The 19,357-nt window shown below is 72.6% G+C and carries 19 protein-coding genes; 14 read left to right on the forward strand and 5 right to left on the reverse strand.

Annotated features, from left to right (window positions below; genetic code table 11):
* Positions 1-22: 22 nt before the first annotated feature.
* Positions 23-2,305: a polyribonucleotide nucleotidyltransferase gene (locus ABME01_RS13260; RefSeq protein WP_353828899.1), complete on the forward strand. Its 2,283-nt coding sequence runs from the start codon at positions 23-25 to the stop codon at positions 2,303-2,305.
* A 93-nt stretch (positions 2,306-2,398) separates the two neighbouring features.
* Here ABME01_RS13260 and ABME01_RS13265 read toward each other — a convergent pair whose 3' ends face one another.
* Together ABME01_RS13265 and ABME01_RS13270 are read right to left on the reverse strand one after the other, a co-directional pair.
* Entirely contained in the window at positions 2,399-3,247 is an 849-nt protein-coding gene (locus ABME01_RS13265; protein ID WP_353828900.1) for an SDR family NAD(P)-dependent oxidoreductase, read from the reverse strand.
* 94 nt (positions 3,248-3,341) lie between these two features.
* Positions 3,342-3,800, reverse strand: coding sequence for an Lrp/AsnC family transcriptional regulator (locus ABME01_RS13270; protein WP_353828901.1), 459 nt, complete (start codon positions 3,798-3,800; stop codon positions 3,342-3,344).
* 164 nt (positions 3,801-3,964) lie between these two features.
* Here ABME01_RS13270 and pdhA point away from each other — a divergent pair, with 164 nt between their 5' ends.
* From pdhA to ABME01_RS13295, 5 genes are all read left to right on the forward strand, one after another.
* Positions 3,965-5,086, forward strand: coding sequence for a pyruvate dehydrogenase (acetyl-transferring) E1 component subunit alpha (pdhA, locus tag ABME01_RS13275; protein WP_353828902.1), 1,122 nt, complete (start codon positions 3,965-3,967; stop codon positions 5,084-5,086).
* Entirely contained in the window at positions 5,083-6,093 is a 1,011-nt protein-coding gene (locus ABME01_RS13280; RefSeq protein WP_353828903.1) for an alpha-ketoacid dehydrogenase subunit beta, read from the forward strand. The genes pdhA and ABME01_RS13280 overlap by 4 nt, the downstream gene beginning before the upstream one ends.
* Positions 6,090-7,505 carry a dihydrolipoamide acetyltransferase family protein gene (locus ABME01_RS13285; protein ID WP_353828904.1) on the forward strand — a complete coding sequence of 472 codons (1,416 nt, stop codon included), beginning with the start codon at positions 6,090-6,092 and terminating at the stop codon, positions 7,503-7,505. Before ABME01_RS13280 ends, ABME01_RS13285 begins: the two co-directional genes overlap by 4 nt.
* Before the next feature lie 130 nt (positions 7,506-7,635).
* On the forward strand, positions 7,636-7,944 hold the full coding sequence (locus ABME01_RS13290; RefSeq protein WP_353828905.1) for a 4a-hydroxytetrahydrobiopterin dehydratase: 309 nt from the start codon (positions 7,636-7,638) through the stop codon (positions 7,942-7,944).
* Positions 7,945-8,169: 225 nt separating this feature from the next.
* The gene (locus ABME01_RS13295) at positions 8,170-8,493 is read left to right on the forward strand and encodes a histone-like nucleoid-structuring protein Lsr2 (protein WP_353828906.1); all 324 of its coding nucleotides are present in this window, start codon (positions 8,170-8,172) and stop codon (positions 8,491-8,493) included.
* 43 nt (positions 8,494-8,536) lie between these two features.
* Here the strand turns inward: ABME01_RS13295 and ABME01_RS13300 are convergent, their stop codons facing one another.
* From ABME01_RS13300 to ABME01_RS13310, 3 genes are all read right to left on the reverse strand, one after another.
* Positions 8,537-9,019, reverse strand: a complete 483-nt coding sequence (locus ABME01_RS13300; protein ID WP_353828907.1) for a GNAT family N-acetyltransferase — start codon at positions 9,017-9,019, stop codon at positions 8,537-8,539.
* A complete protein-coding gene (locus tag ABME01_RS13305) occupies positions 8,998-9,594 on the reverse strand; it encodes an SACE_7040 family transcriptional regulator (protein WP_353828925.1) in 597 nt (198 codons plus the stop codon). Before ABME01_RS13305 ends, ABME01_RS13300 begins: the two co-directional genes overlap by 22 nt.
* 80 nt (positions 9,595-9,674) lie before the next feature.
* Positions 9,675-10,403, reverse strand: coding sequence for an MBL fold metallo-hydrolase (locus ABME01_RS13310; RefSeq protein ID WP_353828908.1), 729 nt, complete (start codon positions 10,401-10,403; stop codon positions 9,675-9,677).
* A gap of 61 nt (positions 10,404-10,464) precedes the next feature.
* Here ABME01_RS13310 and ABME01_RS13315 point away from each other — a divergent pair, with 61 nt between their 5' ends.
* The 8 genes from ABME01_RS13315 (at position 10,465) to ABME01_RS13350 (ending at position 19,103) form a co-directional block, all read left to right on the forward strand.
* Positions 10,465-11,061, forward strand: coding sequence for a TetR/AcrR family transcriptional regulator (locus ABME01_RS13315; RefSeq protein ID WP_353828909.1), 597 nt, complete (start codon positions 10,465-10,467; stop codon positions 11,059-11,061).
* 111 nt (positions 11,062-11,172) lie between these two features.
* Positions 11,173-12,780: a carboxyl transferase domain-containing protein gene (locus tag ABME01_RS13320; protein WP_353828910.1), complete on the forward strand. Its 1,608-nt coding sequence runs from the start codon at positions 11,173-11,175 to the stop codon at positions 12,778-12,780.
* Positions 12,780-14,756 (forward strand): acetyl/propionyl/methylcrotonyl-CoA carboxylase subunit alpha, encoded by a 1,977-nt coding sequence (locus tag ABME01_RS13325; RefSeq protein WP_436407435.1) that lies wholly within the window; start codon positions 12,780-12,782, stop codon positions 14,754-14,756. Before ABME01_RS13320 ends, ABME01_RS13325 begins: the two co-directional genes overlap by 1 nt.
* A gap of 8 nt (positions 14,757-14,764) precedes the next feature.
* Positions 14,765-15,928, forward strand: a complete 1,164-nt coding sequence (locus ABME01_RS13330) for an acyl-CoA dehydrogenase family protein (protein WP_353828912.1) — start codon at positions 14,765-14,767, stop codon at positions 15,926-15,928.
* 47 nt (positions 15,929-15,975) lie between these two features.
* A complete protein-coding gene (locus ABME01_RS13335; protein WP_353828926.1) occupies positions 15,976-16,482 on the forward strand; it encodes a MaoC family dehydratase in 507 nt (168 codons plus the stop codon).
* Positions 16,479-17,330, forward strand: a complete 852-nt coding sequence (locus tag ABME01_RS13340; protein ID WP_353828913.1) for an HpcH/HpaI aldolase/citrate lyase family protein — start codon at positions 16,479-16,481, stop codon at positions 17,328-17,330. The genes ABME01_RS13335 and ABME01_RS13340 overlap by 4 nt, the downstream gene beginning before the upstream one ends.
* Positions 17,330-18,106, forward strand: a complete 777-nt coding sequence (locus tag ABME01_RS13345) for an electron transfer flavoprotein subunit beta/FixA family protein (RefSeq protein ID WP_353828914.1) — start codon at positions 17,330-17,332, stop codon at positions 18,104-18,106. Before ABME01_RS13340 ends, ABME01_RS13345 begins: the two co-directional genes overlap by 1 nt.
* A gap of 10 nt (positions 18,107-18,116) precedes the next feature.
* Positions 18,117-19,103: an electron transfer flavoprotein subunit alpha/FixB family protein gene (locus tag ABME01_RS13350; RefSeq protein WP_353828915.1), complete on the forward strand. Its 987-nt coding sequence runs from the start codon at positions 18,117-18,119 to the stop codon at positions 19,101-19,103.
* The last annotated feature ends 254 nt before the right edge of the window (positions 19,104-19,357 follow it).

A 19,357-nucleotide genomic window follows, 5' to 3' on the forward strand; every position in this document is an offset into this window, starting at 1 on the left:
CGAAACAAAGGAGAGAGACCTCTTGGAAGGTCCTGAGATCACGTTCGCCGAGACCGTCATCGACAACGGTCGGTTCGGCACTCGCACCATCCGCTTCGAGACCGGTCGCCTCGCCCAGCAGGCGCAGGGCTCCGCGGTCGCCTACATCGACGAGGAGACCATGCTGCTCTCCGCCACGTCGGTGTCGAAGCAGCCGAAGGAGCACTTCGACTTCTTCCCGCTCACGATCGACGTCGAGGAGCGCATGTACGCCGCGGGCCGCATCCCCGGCTCGTTCTTCCGTCGCGAGGGCCGCCCGTCGACCGAGGCGATCCTCACCTGCCGCCTGATCGATCGCCCGCTCCGCCCCTCGTTCGTCGAGGGCCTGCGCAACGAGGTCCAGGTCGTCGTCACGGTGCTCGCGATCGAGCCCGACGAGCTGTACGACGTCCTCGCGATCAACGCGGCCTCGCTCTCGACGCAGCTCTCCGGCCTGCCGTTCTCCGGCCCCGTCGCCGGCGTGCGCGTCGCGCTCATCGACGGCCAGTGGGTCGCGTTCCCCAAGCACTCGCAGCTCGAGGACGCGGTCTTCGACATGGTCGTCGCCGGCCGGGTCGTGACCGAGGCCGACGGCAGCCAGGACGTCGCCATCATGATGGTCGAGGCCGAGGCGACCGACGGTGCGTGGAACCTCATCCAGGGCGGCGCCGTCAAGCCGACCGAGGAGGTCGTCGCACAGGGACTCGAGGCCGCCAAGCCCTTCATCAAGCAGCTGGTCGAGGCGCAGCAGAAGGTCGCCGCGACCGCCGCGAAGGAGACGGCGGATTACCCGACGTTCCCGCCCTACCAGCAGTCGACGTACGACGTCGTCGCCGAGCTCGCGTACGACGAGCTCAAGGGCGTCTACCAGATCGCCGGCAAGGTCGAGCGCCAGGACGCCGATGACGCGCTGAAGGCGCGCGTCAAGGAGGCCGTCGCCGCCAAGGTCGAGTCCGGGGAACTCCCGGAGTCGGCCAACGGCGAGGTGTCGGCCGCCTACAAGTCGGTGACCAAGCTCGTCGTGCGCTCGCGCGTGCTCGAAGAGGGCGTCCGCATCGACGGCCGCGGCCTCGCCGACATCCGTCCGCTCGACGCGGAGGTGCAGGTCGTCCCGCGCGTGCACGGCTCGGCGATCTTCCAGCGCGGCGAGACCCAGATCATGGGCGTCACCACGCTGAACATGCTCAAGATGGAGCAGCAGATCGACTCGCTCTCGCCCGAGACGAAGAAGCGCTACATGCACAACTACAACTTCCCGCCGTACTCGACGGGTGAGACGGGTCGTGTGGGTTCGCCGAAGCGTCGCGAGATCGGCCACGGCGCGCTCGCCGAGCGCGCACTCGTGCCGGTGCTGCCGAGCCGCGAGGAGTTCCCCTACGCCATCCGCCAGGTCTCCGAGGCGCTCGGCTCGAACGGCTCGACCTCGATGGGCTCGGTCTGCGCGTCCACGCTGTCGCTGCTGAACGCGGGCGTGCCGCTGAAGGCGCCGGTCGCGGGCATCGCGATGGGCCTCATCTCCGACACCAAGGACGGCGAGACCCGCTACGCGGCGCTCACCGACATCCTCGGTGCGGAGGACGCGCTCGGCGACATGGACTTCAAGGTCGCCGGCACCTCCGAGTTCGTCACCGCGATCCAGCTCGACACCAAGCTCGACGGCATCCCCGCCTCGGTGCTCGGCGGTGCGCTGACCCAGGCCAAGGAGGCGCGCGACACGATCCTCCAGGTGCTGAACGCCGCGATCGACGGCCCCGACGAGATGGCGCCCACCGCGCCGCGCGTGATCAGCGTGCAGATCCCGGTCGACAAGATCGGCGAGCTCATCGGCCCGAAGGGCAAGACGATCAACGGCATCCAGGACGACACGGGCGCCGAGATCTCGATCGAGGACGACGGCACCGTCTACATCGGCGCCACCGACGGCCCGACGGCCGAGGCCGCCCGCGCCGCCGTGAACGCGATCGCCAACCCCACCAACCCGGAGGTCGGCGAGCAGTTCCTCGGCACCGTCGTGAAGATCGCCGCCTTCGGCGCGTTCATCTCGCTGCTGCCCGGCAAGGACGGCCTGCTGCACATCTCCGAGGTGCGCAAGCTCGCCGGCGGCAAGCGGGTCGAGAACGTCGACGACGTGCTCGGCGTCGGGCAGAAGCTGCTCGTCGAGATCACCAAGATCGACGACCGCGGCAAGCTCTCGCTCGCGCCGGTCATCGCGGAGGAGGCCGACACCAACGGCCGCGCCGCGACCGGCGAGCACGCCGAGGCTCCCGCAGAGGGCGCCGACGCGTAATCGAACGCATCGTCACCGGATGCCCGTCCCGATCCGTCGGGGCGGGCATCCGTCGTCTCCGCGGGGGCGCGGCGCGCAGTGTGCGCCGCGGCGCTACCCGCGGGTGTCGGCCGCGGCCGCGACGATGCCGCGCATCACGTTCCAGTAGCCGACCGGCGCCACGCGCGTCACCAGGTCGGAGAGGCGCGAGTCGCGGCCGATGAACACGCGCGGGCGGCGGCGCACGATGCCGTCGACGATCCGCTCCGCGGCCTGGGACGGCGTGGTGCGGTAGAGCGCGGCCTGGGCGTCGGCGGCCCGGGCGGCCACGCCCGGCTCGACGGCGGCGGCGACGCGAGCGTGGTGGATGATCCCGGTCTGCACGCCGCCCGGGTAGACGGCGGAGACCGTGACGCCGGTCGACTCGAGTTCGTGGCGCAGCGCATCGGTGAAGCCCCGCACCGCGAACTTCGACGTGACGTAGGGCACGCGACCCGCCGGCGCTGCGAGGCCGTAGAGGCTCGACACGTTCGCGACGTGCGCGGTGTCGGCCTCCAGCAGCCGCGGGAGGAACGCCTTGGTCATCGCGACCGTGCCCCAGAGGTTGATGTCGATCACCCAGCGGAACTCCTCGAGGGTCGCCTGCGAGAAGCTGCCCAGCATGGAGACGCCGGCGCAGTTGAGCAGGATGCTGGGCGCGAGCTCGTGCGCGGCGGCCACCGCATCGGGCAGGGCGGCGATCGCATCGAGGTCGGCGAGGTCGACGCGATTCGTGCTCACCTCGGCGCCGCGGCTGCGCAGCTGCTCGGCGAGCGCTCGGATCGCGGCGTCGTCGCGGTCGACGAGGGCGAGGGCACACCCGCGTGCGGCGAGCAGCTCGGCGGACGCGCGGCCCATCCCGCTCCCGGCGCCGGTGACGACGGCGAGCCGTCCGTCGAGGTCGAGGGGTCGTCGGCGGGCCATTGCGCTCCTTCGCGGGGTGGATCGGGCAGTACACCCTGACACGGGATGGGCCCGGCGCCAAAACCGAGTGGGGTGCGATATTGCCCGGGGTCGCTCAGTGCTCCAGCAGCGGGGCCAGTCGGTAGGGGATGAGCTCGCCCATGGCCAGTGACGTCTCGGTGCGCTCCACGCCCTCGATCGCGAGGATCGACTCGTCGATGCGGAACAGGTCGTGCGCGTCGCGGCAGACCACGCGGACGAGCAGGTCGACCTGGCCGGAGAGCCCGTGGGCCTGGATCACCTCGGGGATCCCGGTCAGCGCGGCGACGACGTCGGAGAGCACCTTCTGCCGGGCGTGGACCGACACGAAGGCCTCGAGCGGGTACCCCAGTGGGCTCGGGTCGATGCTCCGCTCGAACGAGAGGAAGGCCCCGGCGGCCTCGAGCCGCGACATCCGCGCCTGCACCGTGTTCCGGCTCATCCCGAGCCGCTCGGCGAGGGCGACGACGGTCGCGCGCGGGTCGGCCGACAGCGCGCTGAGCAGGGCACGATCGACGGAGTCGTAGCCGGTCATACTGCCACACGATAGCAGCACCGATTCCCGCATTACAGCGCAACATGCTCAACGCGAGGTCGGTTGCTTGAGCCGAATGCCAGATCGTCGTAGCCTGCGGGTATCCGGCACCGTCGCCGGTGCAGGCTGCCCACGAAGCGGCCTGGCGACACGGAGGTTCGACGATGACCCCTACCGACCGAGAGGCGACCGGGCTGCTGACCCGCCCCGACGACCTCGTCCGACTCCTCGACGCGAACGGCGAGCGCCACTCGAACCCCGAGTTCGACCGCTGGATCGACGACCTCGACCTGGACGCCCTGATCGGGCTGCACCGCGACATGGTCGTGGTGCGACGGCTCGACGCGGAGGCGACCGCGCTGCAGCGGCAGGGCGAGCTCGGCCTGTGGCCGCCGCTCGCGGGCCAGGAGGCCGCGCAGATCGGCTCGGCCCGAGCCCTCCACGAGGATGACTTCGTCTTCTCCAGCTATCGCGAGCACGCCGTGGCGTGGCTGCGCGACGTGCGTCCCGACGAGCTGCTGAGCGTGTGGCGCGGCACCGCGGCATCCGGCTGGGACCCCTTCGAGAAGCGGATGGCGATCCCGCAGATCATCATCGGCGCGCAGTCGCTGCACGCCGTCGGATGGGCCATGGGCGCCAAGTGGGAGGGCTCCGACTCGGCCTCCATCGCGTACTTCGGCGACGGCGCCACGAGCGAGGGCGACGTCAACGAGGCCCTCGTGTTCGCCTCGAGCTTCGACGCGCCCGTCGTGTTCTTCTGCCAGAACAACGGCTGGGCGATCTCCGAACCGGTCGACCTGCAGTCCAAGCAGCCGCTCGCGCGCCGAGCCGACGGCTTCGGCATGCCGGGCATCCGCGTCGACGGCAACGACGTGCTCGCGGTGCTCGCGGTGACCCGATGGGCGCTCGACCGCGCCCGCCGCGGCGAGGGCCCGGCGTTCATCGAGGCCGTCACCTACCGGATGGGACCGCACACCACCGCCGACGACCCGAAGCGCTACCGCACCGACGACGACCTCGCCGCCTGGCGCGAGCGCGACCCGATCACCCGGCTGCATGCCCTGCTCGCCGCCTCCGGCGCCGACATGGACGCGGTCGACGCCGACGTGAAGGCCGCCGCCGATCGTGCCGCGGCCGAGCTGCGCGCCGGCATCACCGCGATCCCCGACCCGGAGCCGATGAGCGTGTTCGACCACGTCTACGCCGAGCCCAACAGCCACCTCGAGCGTCAGCGGGGGCGGTACGCCCGCTACCTGGCGATGTTCGACGAGGAGGGCGGGCGATGAGCACGATCACCTTCGGGAAGGCCCTGAACGAGGGGCTCCGTCGCGCGCTCGCGGAGGACGACAAGGTCGTGCTCCTGGGCGAGGACATCGGCACGCTCGGCGGCGTCTTCCGTATCACCGACGGGCTCAAGGCCGAGTTCGGCGAGCACCGCGTGGTCGACACGCCACTGTCGGAGGCCGGCATCATGGGCACCGCGGTGGGCCTGGCGTACCGCGGGTTCCGTCCCGTCGTCGAGATCCAGTTCGACGGGTTCGTCTACCCGTCGTTCGACCAGATCGTGGCGCAGGTCGCGAAGCTCCACTACCGATCGCGCGGCACGGTGAAGATGCCGATCGTGGTCCGGATCCCCTTCGGCGGCGGCATCGGGGCGGCCGAGCACCACTCCGAGTCGCCCGAGGCGTACTTCACGCACACCGCCGGACTGCGCGTCGTCGCCTGCTCCAACCCGGCCGACGCGTACGTCATGATCCAGCAGGCGATCGCGAGCGACGACCCGGTGATCTTCCTCGAGCCGAAGCGGCGCTACCACGTCAAGGGCGAGGTCGACCTCGACGCCAAGCTCGCCGACGCCCGTCCGATGGGCGTCGCCACGACCGTCGCGTCCGGCGACGACGTCACCCTCGTCACCTACGGCGGGCTCGTGCAGGTCGCGCGGGACGCCGCGACGGCTGCGGCCGAGGAGGACGTGTCGCTCGAGGTCATCGACCTGCGATCGCTCGCGCCCGTCGACTACGCGACCATCGAGGCCTCGGTGCGCCGCACCGGACGGCTCGTCGTCGCGCACGAGGCCGGCGAGCAGGGCGGGGTGGGCGCCGAGATCGCCGCGTCGATCACCGAGCGCTGCTTCGAGTACCTCGAGACCGCGCCCGTCCGCGTGACCGGCCACGACATCCCGTACCCGCCGGCCAAGCTCGAGCAGTACCACCTGCCCGACCTGGACCGCATCCTCGACGGCGTGGACCGCGCGCTCGGCCGGCCGAACTCCCTCTCGGAGGTGGACGCGTGAGCACGATCCGCGACTTCGCACTGCCCGACCTCGGCGAGGGACTCACCGAGTCCGAGATCGTCGCCTGGCGAGTGAAGGTCGGCGACCACGTGGAGCTGAACCAGATCATCGCCGACGTCGAGACCGCCAAGGCCGTCGTCGAACTGCCCTCGCCGTTCGAGGGGACCGTCACCGCATTGCACGCGGCCGAGGGAGAGACCGTGAACGTCGGCGAGAAGCTCTTCTCGTGCGACACCGGCGGCGCCTCGGCCGGCGAGCCGGTCGGGGCCGACGCAGCGGCCGCCGCGTCGGAGGGTGCCGGTGCGCCCGAGTCCTCGCAGTCGGGCGCTTCCGCCGTGGAGGCCCGCGAGCCCACCCTGGTCGGCTACGGCGCGGGCGCGGATCGCGGCCCGAAGCGGCGTGCCCGGCGCCTCGGCGCGGCGGCGCTGAGCGAGGACCTCGTGCCGGCGCCCCCGGAGCACGACCGGATCGAACCCGACACGGCCACGCACCTGCGCGGCGCCGGTGACGGACCGGGCCGCGTCGAGCGGCCCCGCTCGACGCCCCCCGTGCGCAAGCTCGCCCGCGACCTCGGCGTCGACCTCGAGCAGGTCGACGGCTCGGGCGAGCGCGGGCTGATCACGCGGTCGGACGTCGAGGCGGCGGCGTCCGCCGCCACGGCCGCCGGCGTCGGGCGGGCGTCCGCGCCCGCACCGACCGCGCACGAGTCCGGGGGCGAGACCCGCATCCCGATCAAGGGCGTGCGCAAGCACACCGCGGCGGCGATGGTGCGCAGCGCCTTCACGGCGCCGCACGTCACCGAGTTCCTCACGGTCGACGTCACCGCCACGATGGAGCTGCTCGCGGGGATCCGGGCAGACCGGGCCTACGCGGGGCACAAGGTCACGCCGCTCACCGTGGTGGCGAAGGCGCTGTGCATCGCGGCGGCGCGCACCCCTGAGGTGAACTCGCGCTGGGACGAGGACGCCCAGGAGATCGTCCGCTTCGGCGGCGTGAACCTCGGCATCGCGGCAGCGACCGAACGCGGCCTCGTCGTGCCCAACGTCAAGGGCGCCGAGCGGATGACGCTCATCGAGCTCGCCGACGCGATCGCCCAGCTCGCCGAGACCGCCCGCGCCGGGCGGACGGCCCCGGCGGACCTCTCCGGTGGAACGATCTCGATCACCAACATCGGGGTCTTCGGGATCGACGCGGGCACCCCGATCCTGAACCCGGGCGAGGCTGCCATCCTCGCGATGGGCGCGGTGCGTCGCACGCCGTGGGAGCACCGCGGCGAGATCGCGCTCCGCGACGTGATGACGCTCTCGCTCTCCTTCGACCACCGCCTGGTCGACGGCGAGCAGGGATCGCGGTTCCTCGCCGACGTGGGCCGGATCCTCCGCGATCCGGGCCTCGCGCTGACGATGTCCTGATCGTCACGCACCCTGACGATGTCCTGATCGTCACGCACCCGAGCCGGGAGGAGCGTCGGCGCCGCCGACGCTCCTCCGCGCGCACGGGTGCGGGGTGGCGGTGCGGCCGCCGGGCGAGCAGCATGGCCGGATGGACCATGATCGACTGCTCTCCCGCGAGGATGTCGTGACCGACCTCGAGGGAACGGGATTCCGGCACGACGGGGAACGCCTCACCGCGGAATTCCGCACCGCGGATTTCGCGAGTTCGGTGCGACTGCTCGATGCCGTCGCGATCGACGCGGATGCGATGAATCACCATCCGGACGTTTCGCTCGCCTGGGGCCGGGTCCGATTCGACCTGCTCTCGCACGACGTCGGCGGAGTGACCTCGCGCGATGTCGCACTGGCGCGGCGGATCGCCGCGATCGCGGCGGAGCAGGGCGCGGCGTCGGCGTGATCGAGACGTCTGCCGTCGCACGGCATCCAACAGGCGGCCGCTCGCGAATTGACTCGATTCGCACTCCGCGCGATCGCCTGCGGGAATTCATCGAATTGTCAAGCGTCCATTGAATTCTGCACATTCCACGGGTTCGCGGGCGAATCCGGAGCATTCCTCTTTATGCTCGGAATAGCCCGTCACCCAGAGAACCCCGCGGAATGCCCGCAGAAACGGAAGTGCACCATGGCGAAGCGCGTGGTCGAGACGCTCATCGACGACATGGACGGCAGCGACGCCGATCGGACCGTCTCGTTCGCCCTCGACGGCGACCAGTACGCGATCGACCTGTCCGCCGACAACATCGGCAAGCTCGAGTCGGCGCTCGCGCCGTACATCGACGCGGCGCGCAAGACGGCGGGGCGCGGCGGCGTCTCGCGGCGTCGGGGCGGCCGCGCCGGAAGCGGTGACACGAAGGACGCCCGCGAGTGGCTGAGGGCCAACGGCCACAAGGTCTCCGACCGCGGCCGTATCCCGGCACCGCTCATGGAGGCGTACCGCAACCGCTGAGGCCTCGTCGGGGCGGTGCGCTGCCCCGACGCCCGCACCGCGATCAGCGCAGTTCGAGCACGATCTCCTCGATCTCGGCGCCACGCGCATTCGCGTAGCCCCGGTCGCGGCCCACCTCGACGAAGCCGAGCTTGCCCAGCACCGCGATCGACGCCGCGTTGTCGGCGGCGGCGTGCGCGCGCACGGGTCGGGGCTCGGCGTCGAGGAAGAGGCGCATCGCGCGGGTGGCGATCCCGCGTCGCCAGTGGGCGCGATCGACCCAGTAGGTGATCATCGGCCCCTCGTCCGGATCGGTCCAGCGGCCGGCGTCGCCGACCACGACGCCGTCGGCGCGGATGGTGACCATCCGGACCCCGGGATCCGCGCTGAGGCGCTCCCAGCGGGCATCGAACGCCGACCGGTCGGCCACGTCGTCCGGGGTGAAGGCCGCCATGCGCGCGGCCTCCTCGTCCTGCCGGAAGCGGAACAGCTCATCGAGGTCGCCGGCGCGGGTCTCGCGCAGGGTCACGACGTGAGGCTCGACCATGCCATGTCCTCCAGGATGCTGCGGACGACCTTGTCCGCGGGTCGGCGCCCATGGATGCGGGCGCTGTGGGGAGTCGAGTTGATCAGTCCGAAGGCGGCGTGGGCCCGGATGCGCAACTCGGATTCGGCCCGGTCGGGCCTGAGCCGGGCGAGCACGCTCACCCAGAGCTCGACGTAGGCGCGCTGCAGTCGGCGCACCTCGTGGGCGTCCGCGTCGTCGAGGCTGTCGAGGTCGCGGTCCTGCACGCGGATGACGTCGGCGTTCGCGAGGGCGAAGTCGACGTGGAATCGGATGAGGGCGTGGAGCGCCTCGGCGGCGTCGACCGCCTCCTCGACCGTGCGCCCGCCGCCGTCGAGCAGGCCGCGGCTCGCGTCGGCGAGGATCGCCGCGAGCACGGCGGCCTTGCCGGGGAAGTGCCGGTAGACGGCGGGGCCCGAGACGCCGGCCGCCTGGCCGAGTTCCTCGAGCGTCACGCCCGCGTACCCGCGCTCGGCGAACAGTCGCGCCGCCGCATCGAGCAGGGCGGCGCGGCGATCGGCCTTCGCGCGGCCGCGCTCGGTCAGCGTCTCGCTCAGGGGGCACCTCCCGGGGCATTCGGTGAATGCACACTAACCGAACTCGCCCGGGCCGGCAAGCACCGCTCGACGCCCGAGGGTCAGCGCGCGCTCGTGCGCGCCGCCTCGCGGACCAGCCTGACGGCCTCCTCGGCGCCTCGGTTCCACGGCGTGCCGTGCCCCGGCAGCACCCACGTGACGCCGGTTGCGGCGATCCGCCCGAGGGACTCGAGGGCGTCATCGGGATCGTCGGTGAAGGGCGCGGGCTGCGGTCCGCGCCGGCCGGTGAGCACGTGGCGGGTGGTGAGCGCGTCGCCGACGACGACCGCGTCGAGCTCGCGGGAGAGCACGGCGATACTGCCGGGGGAGTGGCCCGGCATCGGGATGACCTCGGGCGAGCCGGGCAGGTCGAGCCGCTCGCCGCCCTCGAGCGTGCGGACCTCGGTGAGGTACTCGGTCTTCGCGCCACCCTTGCCGAGGGCGTAGGCGAAGAAGCGCACGACCGGCCAGGGGCGGATGCCACGGCCGAACGACGTCGGGGGCGTATCGCCTCCCTTCGCCCGATCGGCGTCGGCCGCGTGGACGTAGACGGGCACCCCGTGGTCGCGACGGAGCCGCTCGGCGAACCCGAGGTGGTCGGTGTCGCCGTGGGTGAGGATGACGGCCCGCACGTCGTCGATCGACCGGCCCGCGTCGGCGAGCTCCGCGACCAGGTCGCCGTGATGGCCGGCGAGGCCGGCGTCGACCACGGTCACCCCGCGATCGTCGATGAGGAGGTAGGACGCGACGATCTCGTTGCCGACGCGCCGGATTCCGGGCGTGAGTTCCATGATGGCTACGATATGTAGCTACAATGGCTATTGTCAATAGCCATGAGGCGAGGAGGACCGGATGCCCGCACCGTCGAAGGTCACGCCCGGGGCGCTTCGGAGAGCCGGGCGGGAGGTGCTGGAGCAGCGCGGGCCCTCGGGGCTCACCATGCAGTCCGTCGCCACCGTGCTCGGCGTCCGCGCACCGTCGCTGTACAAGCACGTCCGCGACCGCGACGACCTGGTCCGCGTCGTCGCGGAGGACGTCGCCGGGGAGCTCGGGGCGCTCCTGGACGCTGCGCTCGAGGGCTCGGCCGGCGCCGCCGACGCGGCGCGCTCCCTGGCGGCATCCGCTCGGCGCTTCGCCCTCGCGAACCCGCACGGGTACGGGCTCCTCTTCGGGCCGCTGCCGGACGGAGCCCGGGTCCGGGGCAGTGCGCTCGAGCGATCGAGCCTCGCGCTGCTCGAGGTCTCGCGCCGGCTCGTGGGCGAGTCGGAGGCGCTCGAGGCCGCCCGCACGCTCACGGCCTGGCTGCACGGGTTCACGAGCATGGAGCTGGCCGGGGCGTTCCGCCTCGGCGGGTCGGTCGACGACGCCTGGTCGTACGGCCTCGAGCACCTGATCCGCGGCCTCGGCGGATCCCGACCGGCTGCCGCCGGTCCGGCGACGACGCCGTGAGCGTGACCCGGTTGCAGAACTCGGTGAATGGTCGCTAACATGAATCCCGGTTAGCGAGCGTTCACCGAAGCGCTCGCCGGACGCCACGACGGAGAGGCGGAACGGGAGCGGATGCACATCCTCACAAGCGCGATCGACGCATCGTCCGATGCCGCGCGAGCCAATGCCGAGGCCCATGCGGCCCTCGTCGACGAACTGCGTGAGAAGCTCCGCGTCGCCGCCCTCGGCGGGTCCGAGGCCTCGCGCGACCGGCACGTCGCCCGGGGCAAGCTGCTGCCGCGCGACCGCGTCGCCCGACTGCTCGACGAGGGCAGTCCCTTCCTCGAGCTCGCACCGCTCGCGGCCGACGACCTCTACGACGACGACACCCCCGCGGCGGGCGTCATCGCCGGCGTGGGCCTCGTGCACGGCCGCCCCGTCATGGTCGTCTGCAACGACGCCACGGTGAAGGGCGGCACGTACTACCCGATGACCGTGAAGAAGCACCTCCGGGCGCAGGAGGTCGCGCTCGAGAACCGTCTCCCGTGCGTGTACCTCGTGGACTCGGGCGGCGCGTTCCTGCCGAAGCAGGACGAGGTGTTCCCCGACCGCGACCACTTCGGGCGCATCTTCTACAACCAGGCGAACCTGTCCGCACGTCGCATCCCGCAGATCGCCGCGGTCATGGGCTCGTGCACGGCCGGGGGCGCCTACGTCCCCGCGATGAGCGACGAGACCGTGATCGTGCGCGACCAGGGCACGATCTTCCTCGGCGGCCCGCCCCTCGTGAAGGCCGCCATCGGCGAGGTCGTCACGCCGGAGGAGCTCGGCGGCGGCGAACTCCACGCCCGCACGTCGGGCGTGACCGATCACCTCGCGGAGGACGACGAGCACGCGCTCGAGCTCGTTCGCGACATCGTCACGACGCTTCCGCCGCAGCCCGAGCGCGCGTGGGCCGTCCGCGATCCGCGCGAGCCCGCCGTCGATCCGTCCGGGCTGACGTCGGCCGTGCCGGTCGACGTGCAGCAGCCGTACGACGTGCGCGAGGTCATCGCCCGGCTCGTCGATTGCAGCGAGTTCCACGAGTTCAAGCGGGAGTACGGCGACACGCTCGTCACCGGCTTCGCCTGGATCGACGGCCACCCGGTCGGCATCGTCGCGAACAACGGGGTGCTCTTCAGCGAGTCCGCGATGAAGGGCGCGCACTTCATCGAGCTGTGCGACCAGCGCGGCATCCCGCTGCTGTTCCTGCAGAACATCTCGGGCTTCATGGTCGGCCGCGACGCCGAGGCCGGCGGCATCGCCAAGCACGGCGCGAAGATGGTCACCGCGGTCGCCACCACCCGCGTGCCGAAGTTCACGGTCGTCATCGGCGGCTCCTTCGGCGCGGGGAACTACTCGATGTGCGGCCGGGCCTACTCGCCGCGGTTCCTCTGGATGTGGCCGAACGCGCGCATCTCCGTCATGGGCGGCGAGCAGGCGGCATCCGTGCTCTCCACGGTCAAGCGCGACCAGATGGCGGTGCGCGGCCAGGAGTGGTCGGCCGACGAGGAGGAGGCCTTCAAGGCCCCGGTTCGCGAGCAGTACGAGAGCCAGGGCAGCCCCTACCACTCGACCTCGCGCCTCTGGGACGACGGCGTCATCGCGCCCGGCGACACCCGCACCGTGCTCGCCCTCGCCCTCGAGCTCGCCAGCCGCACGCCGCTGCCCGAGCCCCGCTTCGGCCTCTTCAGGATGTGATGGGAATGTTCGATCGAGTCCTCGTGGCCAACCGCGGCGAGATCGCGGTGCGCGTCATCCGCACGCTGAAGCGCCTCGGCATCCATGCCATCGCGGTGTACTCCGACGCCGACGCCGGTGCCCCGCACGTGGCGCTCGCGGACGAGGCGGTGCGCATCGGCCCCGCCGCGGCCGCCGAGAGCTACCTCGACCCCGCGCGCATCGTGCGCGCCGCGCTCGAGACGGGCGCCCAGGCGATCCATCCCGGCTACGGGTTCCTCTCCGAGAACGCGGCGTTCGGGCGCGCGTGCGCCGAGGCGGGCCTCGTGTTCGTCGGACCCGACGCGCTCGCGCTCGAGGTCATGGGCGACAAGATCCGCGCGAAGCGCCACGTCGGCGAGTCCGGCGTCCCCGTCGTCCCGGGCGTGAGCGACCCCGACGCGACCGACGAGAGCCTGCTGGCCGCGGCGCCCGAGGTCGGCTTCCCCCTGCTCGTGAAGCCGTCGGCGGGCGGCGGAGGCAAGGGCATGCAGGTCGCCCGCGACGCCGACGAGCTCGCCTCGGCGCTGCCGGCGGCCCGGCGCGTCGCCCGGGCCGCGTTCGGCGACGACACGCTCCTCATCGAGCGGTTCGTCGAGCGGCCCCGGCACATCGAGGTGCAGGTCCTCGCCGACCGGCATGGGAACGTCATCCACCTCGGCGAGCGCGAGTGCTCCCTCCAGCGACGCCACCAGAAGGTCGTCGAGGAGGCGCCCTCGCCGCTGCTCGACGCCGCGACGCGCGACCGGATCGGCCGCGCGGCCTGCGAGGCGGCTCGCAGCGTCGAGTACGTCGGTGCCGGCACGGTCGAGTTCCTCGTGTCGGATGCCGCGCCCGACGAGTTCTTCTTCATCGAGATGAACACGCGGCTCCAGGTCGAGCACCCCGTCACCGAGCTCGTCACGGGCGTCGACCTCGTCGAGCAGCAGCTCCGGATCGCCGCGGGCGAGCCGCTCGCGATCACGCAGGACGACGTGCGCCTGACCGGTCACGCGATCGAGGCGCGCGTCTACGCCGAGAGCCCCGAGCGCGGCTTCCTGCCGGCCACGGGCGACGTGCTCGCCTGGCGGACGGCGACCGGCCCCGGCGTGCGCGTCGACGCCGGCGTGCGCTCGGGGCAGCAGGTCACGGCCGACTACGACCCCATGATCGCCAAGGTCATCGCGCACGGTGACGACCGTGCCGAGGCGCTCGCGCGCCTGGATGCCGCGCTCGCCGAGACCGTGCTGCTCGGCGTCGAGACGAACATCGCCTTCCTTCGCGCGCTCCTGGCGCACCCCGACGTGCAGGCGGGGCGCCTGGACACCGGGCTCATCGACCGCCTGCCCGCCCCCGAGGCCGAGGATCCCGCCACCGACCCGCTCGCGGCGACGGCGCGGGCCGCGCGCGAGCGCGACGCGCGGGCCGAGGCGATCGGCGCACGCGCGTGGCGGCGCGAACGCGGCTGGCGCATCGGCGGCGGCTCCGGCCGGGACGCCTCGAGCGCCGACGCCGATGCCGACGCCGGGCTCGACCGTGCCGACGTCGCGACCCAGGTCGACGGCACCGTGTGGGTGCACCTGGACGGGCGCACCGCCGCGTTCCCCCGGATCGACCGGCGCACCGCGCTCGACGAGCGGCTCGCCGTGCTCGAGCGCGGCGGCAGCGCCGACCCGGACCTCCGCGCGCCCATGCCGGGCAGCGTGACCACCCTGCTCGTCGCGGACGGCGACCACGTCGAGGCCGGCCAGGCCGTGCTCGCGATCGAGGCGATGAAGATGGAGCACCGCGTGACGGCCGCCGTCGGCGGCGTCGCCCGCCTCCGTGTCGCCGTCGGCGAGCAGGTCGCCCGCGACCAGGTCGTCGCGAGCGTCGAACCCACGGCGGAGGCCGACGGGGCCGACCCCGCGGCATCCGACCACCGACCCCGGGACGGCGCCCACGACGCGCCCGTTCCGAGCACGTCCCACCAGGAATGAGGAGCATCATGCACGACCTGACCGACGAGGAACAGCAGCTGTACGACATGGTCTGCGAGTTCGCGGACACCGTCGTCGCGCCGCAGGCCTACGAGGCCGACCGCACCCACGAGCTGTCGATGGACGTCGTCGCGCAGATGGGCGAGCTCGGGCTCTTCGGCCTGCCGTTCCCCGAGGACGTCGGTGGCCAGGGCGGCGACTACATGGCGCTCTGCCTCGCCATCGAGGCGCTCGCCCGCGTCGACCAGTCGGTCGCGATCACCCTCGAGGCCGGGGTGGGCCTCGGGACCATGCCGATCTTCCGCCACGGCACCGACGAGCAGAAGGCCGAGTACCTGCCCGACCTCGTCGCCGGGCGCGCGCTCGGCGGCTTCGGCCTCACCGAGCCCGAGGCCGGCTCCGACGCCGGCGCAACCCGCACGACGGCCGTGCTCGACGGCGACGAATGGGTCGTGAACGGCTCGAAGCAGTTCATCACCAACTCCGGCACGCCGATCACGCGGTTCGTCACCGTCACGGCGGTGACCGGGGAGCGGACGCGCTCCGACGGCTCCACGTCGAAGGAGCTCTCGACGATCATCATCCCGAACGGCACCCCCGGGTTCACCGTCGGGCCGGGCTACGACAAGTCCGGATGGCGCGCCTCGGACACCCACCCGCTGACCTTCGACGACGTCCGAGTGCCGGCCGGGAACCTGCTCGGCGAACGCGGACGCGGCTTCGCGAACTTCCTCCGGGCGCTCGACGAGGGCCGCATCGCCATCGCCGCACTGGCGACCGGCGCCGCACAGGGGTGCCTCGACGAGGCCATGGCCTACGCCAAGACACGCAACGTCTTCGGCGTGCCGATCGCGAGCCACCAGTACATCGCCTTCACCATCGCCGGCATGCAGGCCCGCGTGCACACCGCCCGGCTCGCTTGGCACGACGCGGCGCGCCGCGCCGACGCGGGGATGCCGTTCAAGAAGGAGGCGGCGATCGCGAAGCTCGTCGCGAGCGACGCGGCGATGCTCAACGCGCGCGACGCCACGCAGATCTTCGGCGGCATGGGCTTCATGAACGAGACGACCGTGGCCCGCCACTACCGTGACTCGAAGATCCTCGAGATCGGCGAGGGCACCAACGAGGTGCAGCTCATGGTCATCGCGCGCGAGCTCGGGCTGGCCGGATAGGGCGGCTCGGCCGCCGGAGGGAGGGAGCGAACGTGACGGATGCCGAGATGCGCGAGGTCGTGCAGCGCGGACTCTGGTTCGAGGAGTTCGAGGAGGGCGTGCGCTACCTGCACCGCCCCGGCCGCACGGTGACGGAGGCCGACAACGTCCTCTTCACCACCCTCACGATGAACCCGCAGCCGCTGCACCTGGATGCGGCCTGGTCGGCCCGCCAGCCGTTCGGCCGCGTCCTCGTGAACTCGCTCTTCACGCTGTCGACCCTCGTGGGCCAGTCGGTGGGTCAGCTCACGCAGGGCACGCTCGTCGCCAACCTCGGGTTCGGCTCGGTCGCGTTCCCGAACCCGGTGTTCGTGGGCGACACCCTGTACGGCGAGAGCGTCGTCGAGTCGAAGCGGCTGTCGTCGTCTCGGCCCGGCGAGGGCATCGTCGTGCTCGCGCACACCGCGCGGAACCAGGACGGCGCCGTGGTCGCCACGGCGTCGCGCACGATGCTCGTCTGGACCCGCGACGCGGGCCAAGCGCGGTCGTCCGAGCGCGGAGGGGCGAGCGGATGACGCACCCGCCGTTCCCGTTCGGTCCCGCGCTGCTGTTCTGTCCGGCCGACCGGCCCGACCGCTACGCGAAGGCGGCCGAGCGCGCCGACGCGGTGATCCTCGACCTCGAGGACGCCGTGGCCGAGGGCGCGAAGTCGGCGGCGCGCGAGTCGCTCGTCGCGAACCCCATCGATCCGGCGCGCGTCATCGTGCGCGTGAACCCCGCATCCACGCCCCACCTCGCCGACGACCTCGCGGCGCTCCGGCGCACCGCCTACCGCACGGTCATGCTCGCCAAGTGCGAGGGCACGGCCGATCTCGTGCGGCTCGAGGACTTCGACGTCGTCGCGCTGTGCGAGACCGCGCGCGGGGTGCTCTCCGCCCCCGAGATCGCATCGGTGTCGATCGTGTCGGCGATCATGTGGGGCGCGGAGGACCTGGTCGCCTCGCTCGGCGGCGGGTCGAGCCGTAACCCCGACGGCCGCTACCGCGACGTCGCGCGGCACGCCAGGTCCCAGGCGCTGCTCGCGGCCGGCGCGCACGGCGTGGCGGCGATCGACGCGGTCCACCTCGACCTCGCCGACGCGGAGGGCCTCCGCGCGGAGGCCGAGGACGCGGCTGCGCTCGGGTTCGCCGCCACGGCGTGCGTGCATCCGCGCCAGGTCGAGGTCGTGAGGGCCGCGTACGCGCCCGATGCCGAGCGCCTGGAGTGGGCGCGCGCTATGCTCGCCGAGGCCGCCGCCCGCGAGGGCGACGGCGTGTTCGCCTTCCGGGGGCAGATGGTCGATGCGCCGTTGCTGCGCCAGGCCGAGGCGGTCGTACGGCGGGCGGACGCCCACGGCGGATTCGAGGAAGGAACCGGAGCCTGATGAAGATCGTCGTCCTCGTGAAGGAGGTCCCCGACACGTACGGGGAGCGGAAGCTGGACCTCGAGACGGGCCTGGCCGACCGCGCCGCGAGCGAGGCCGTGCTCGACGAGATCGGCGAGCGGGCGCTCGAGGTGGCGCTCGCCCACGCGGACGCGCACGCCGACACCGAGGTCATCGTCATGTCGATGGGGCCCGAGAGCGCCGCGACGACCATCCGCAAGGGCCTGGCGATGGGCGCCGGCTCGGCCGTGCACATCGCGGACCCCGACCTGGCCGCAGCGGATCTCGGCCTCACCGCACGCACCCTCGCCGCGGCGATCCGACGCACCGGGTTCGACCTCGTCATCACCGGCAACCTCTCGACCGACGGCAGCGGCGGGGTGCTCCCCGCCATGCTCGCGGAACTGCTCGAGGTGCCGAATGCGACGGCGCTCGCCTCCGTCGACATCGCCGACGGGTCGGTCTCGGGCACGCGCAACGTCGACGGCGGCACGATGCGCGTCAGCGCGTCGCTCCCGGCCGTCATCTCGATCACCGAGGCGCTCCCCGACGCCCGCTTCCCGAACTTCAAGGGCATCATGGCCGCGAAGAAGAAGCCGTTCGAGACGCTCGGCGCCGCCGAGCTCGGAATCGAGCCGGACGACCTCTCCGTCGCCGTGTCGATCATGACCGCCGTCGCCGAGAAGCCGCCGCGCGCGGCGGGGACCAAGGTCACTGACGAGGGTGACGGCGGCACGAGGATCGCCGAGTTCCTGATCGAGAACCGCCTGGTCTGAGAGGACGATCATGACCGACACCCACGCAGCCCCGATCCTCGTCCTGCTCGAGGTCACGCCGGGCGGTGAGCTCGCGACCAGTGCGCCCGGGCTCATCGCGGCCGCCTCCGGAATCGGCGCCCCGGTCGCCCTGATCGTCGCCGCCCCCGGCGGTGCGCAGTCGCTGGCCGAGGAGGCGGCCGCGCTCGGAGCCGAGCGCGTGCTGGTCGCCGAGACGACCGCGACGCAGTCCGAGCTCACGGTCCCGCAGGTCGACGCCCTCGCGGCGGCGGCGGCGAGCGTGTCGCCGGACGCCGTGCTCATCTCGAACTCGATCGAGGGCCGCGACGTCGCGGGCCGCTTCGCCGCCCGGACGGCCGCCCCGATCGCCGTGGACGCCGTCGGCGTCTCGCGAGACGACGAGGGCGTGCTCGCCCATCACTCCGTGTACGGCGCCGCGTACACCGTCGACTCGGCGGCGACGTTCGGTCCCCTCGTCGTCACCGTCCGCCAGGGCGCCATCGATGCGCGTGCCGAGGCGCGGCCCGTCGCGCTCGAGTCGCTCGACGTCCCGGCGTCGGGCGCGGCGGCGGCCGCGATCGAGTCGGTCGAGGCGGTGACCGAACGGTCGAGCCGTCCGGAGCTGCGAGGCGCGAAGCGCGTGGTCTCCGGCGGGCGCGGCCTCGGCTCGGCCGAGAAGTTCGCGCTCGTCGAGGAGCTCGCCGACGCCTTGGGCGCTGCCGTGGGCGCATCGCGCGCGGCCGTGGACGCGGGCTACATCCCGGCCAACCACCAGGTCGGCCAGACCGGGGTCGCGGTCTCGCCGCAGCTGTACATCGCCCTCGGCATCTCGGGTGCGATCCAGCACCGCGCCGGGATGCAGACGGCCAAGAACATCGTCGCCGTCAACAAGGACCCCGACGCGCCGATCTTCGACGTCGCCGACTTCGGCGTCGTCGGCGACGTCTTCACCGTGGTGCCGCAGCTGATCAGCGCCCTCGCCGAGCGGAAGCGCTGACGCGTGGCCGTGGCACGGAACCTCCGCAGGGGACTTCCCCGCCGGCGCGGCGGCGAGCCCTGGCCACCCGCCGGCTTCGCCCCGGGCGAGGACGATGACGGGTCGGTCCACGCCACCGCGGAGTCCCGTGCGCCGGTGACGACACTCGGCCGGCCGACGGCGCCGCCCGCGGAGACGGTCGACGTCGCGCCGACGGCATCGCCCGCCGAGGCGTCCGCGCCGGTCGCCGCAGTCGTCGCCGGCGCCGCGGGTCG

It is taken from the genome of Agromyces litoreus, from assembly GCF_040496015.1.
GTDB lineage: Bacteria > Actinomycetota > Actinomycetes > Actinomycetales > Microbacteriaceae > Agromyces > Agromyces litoreus.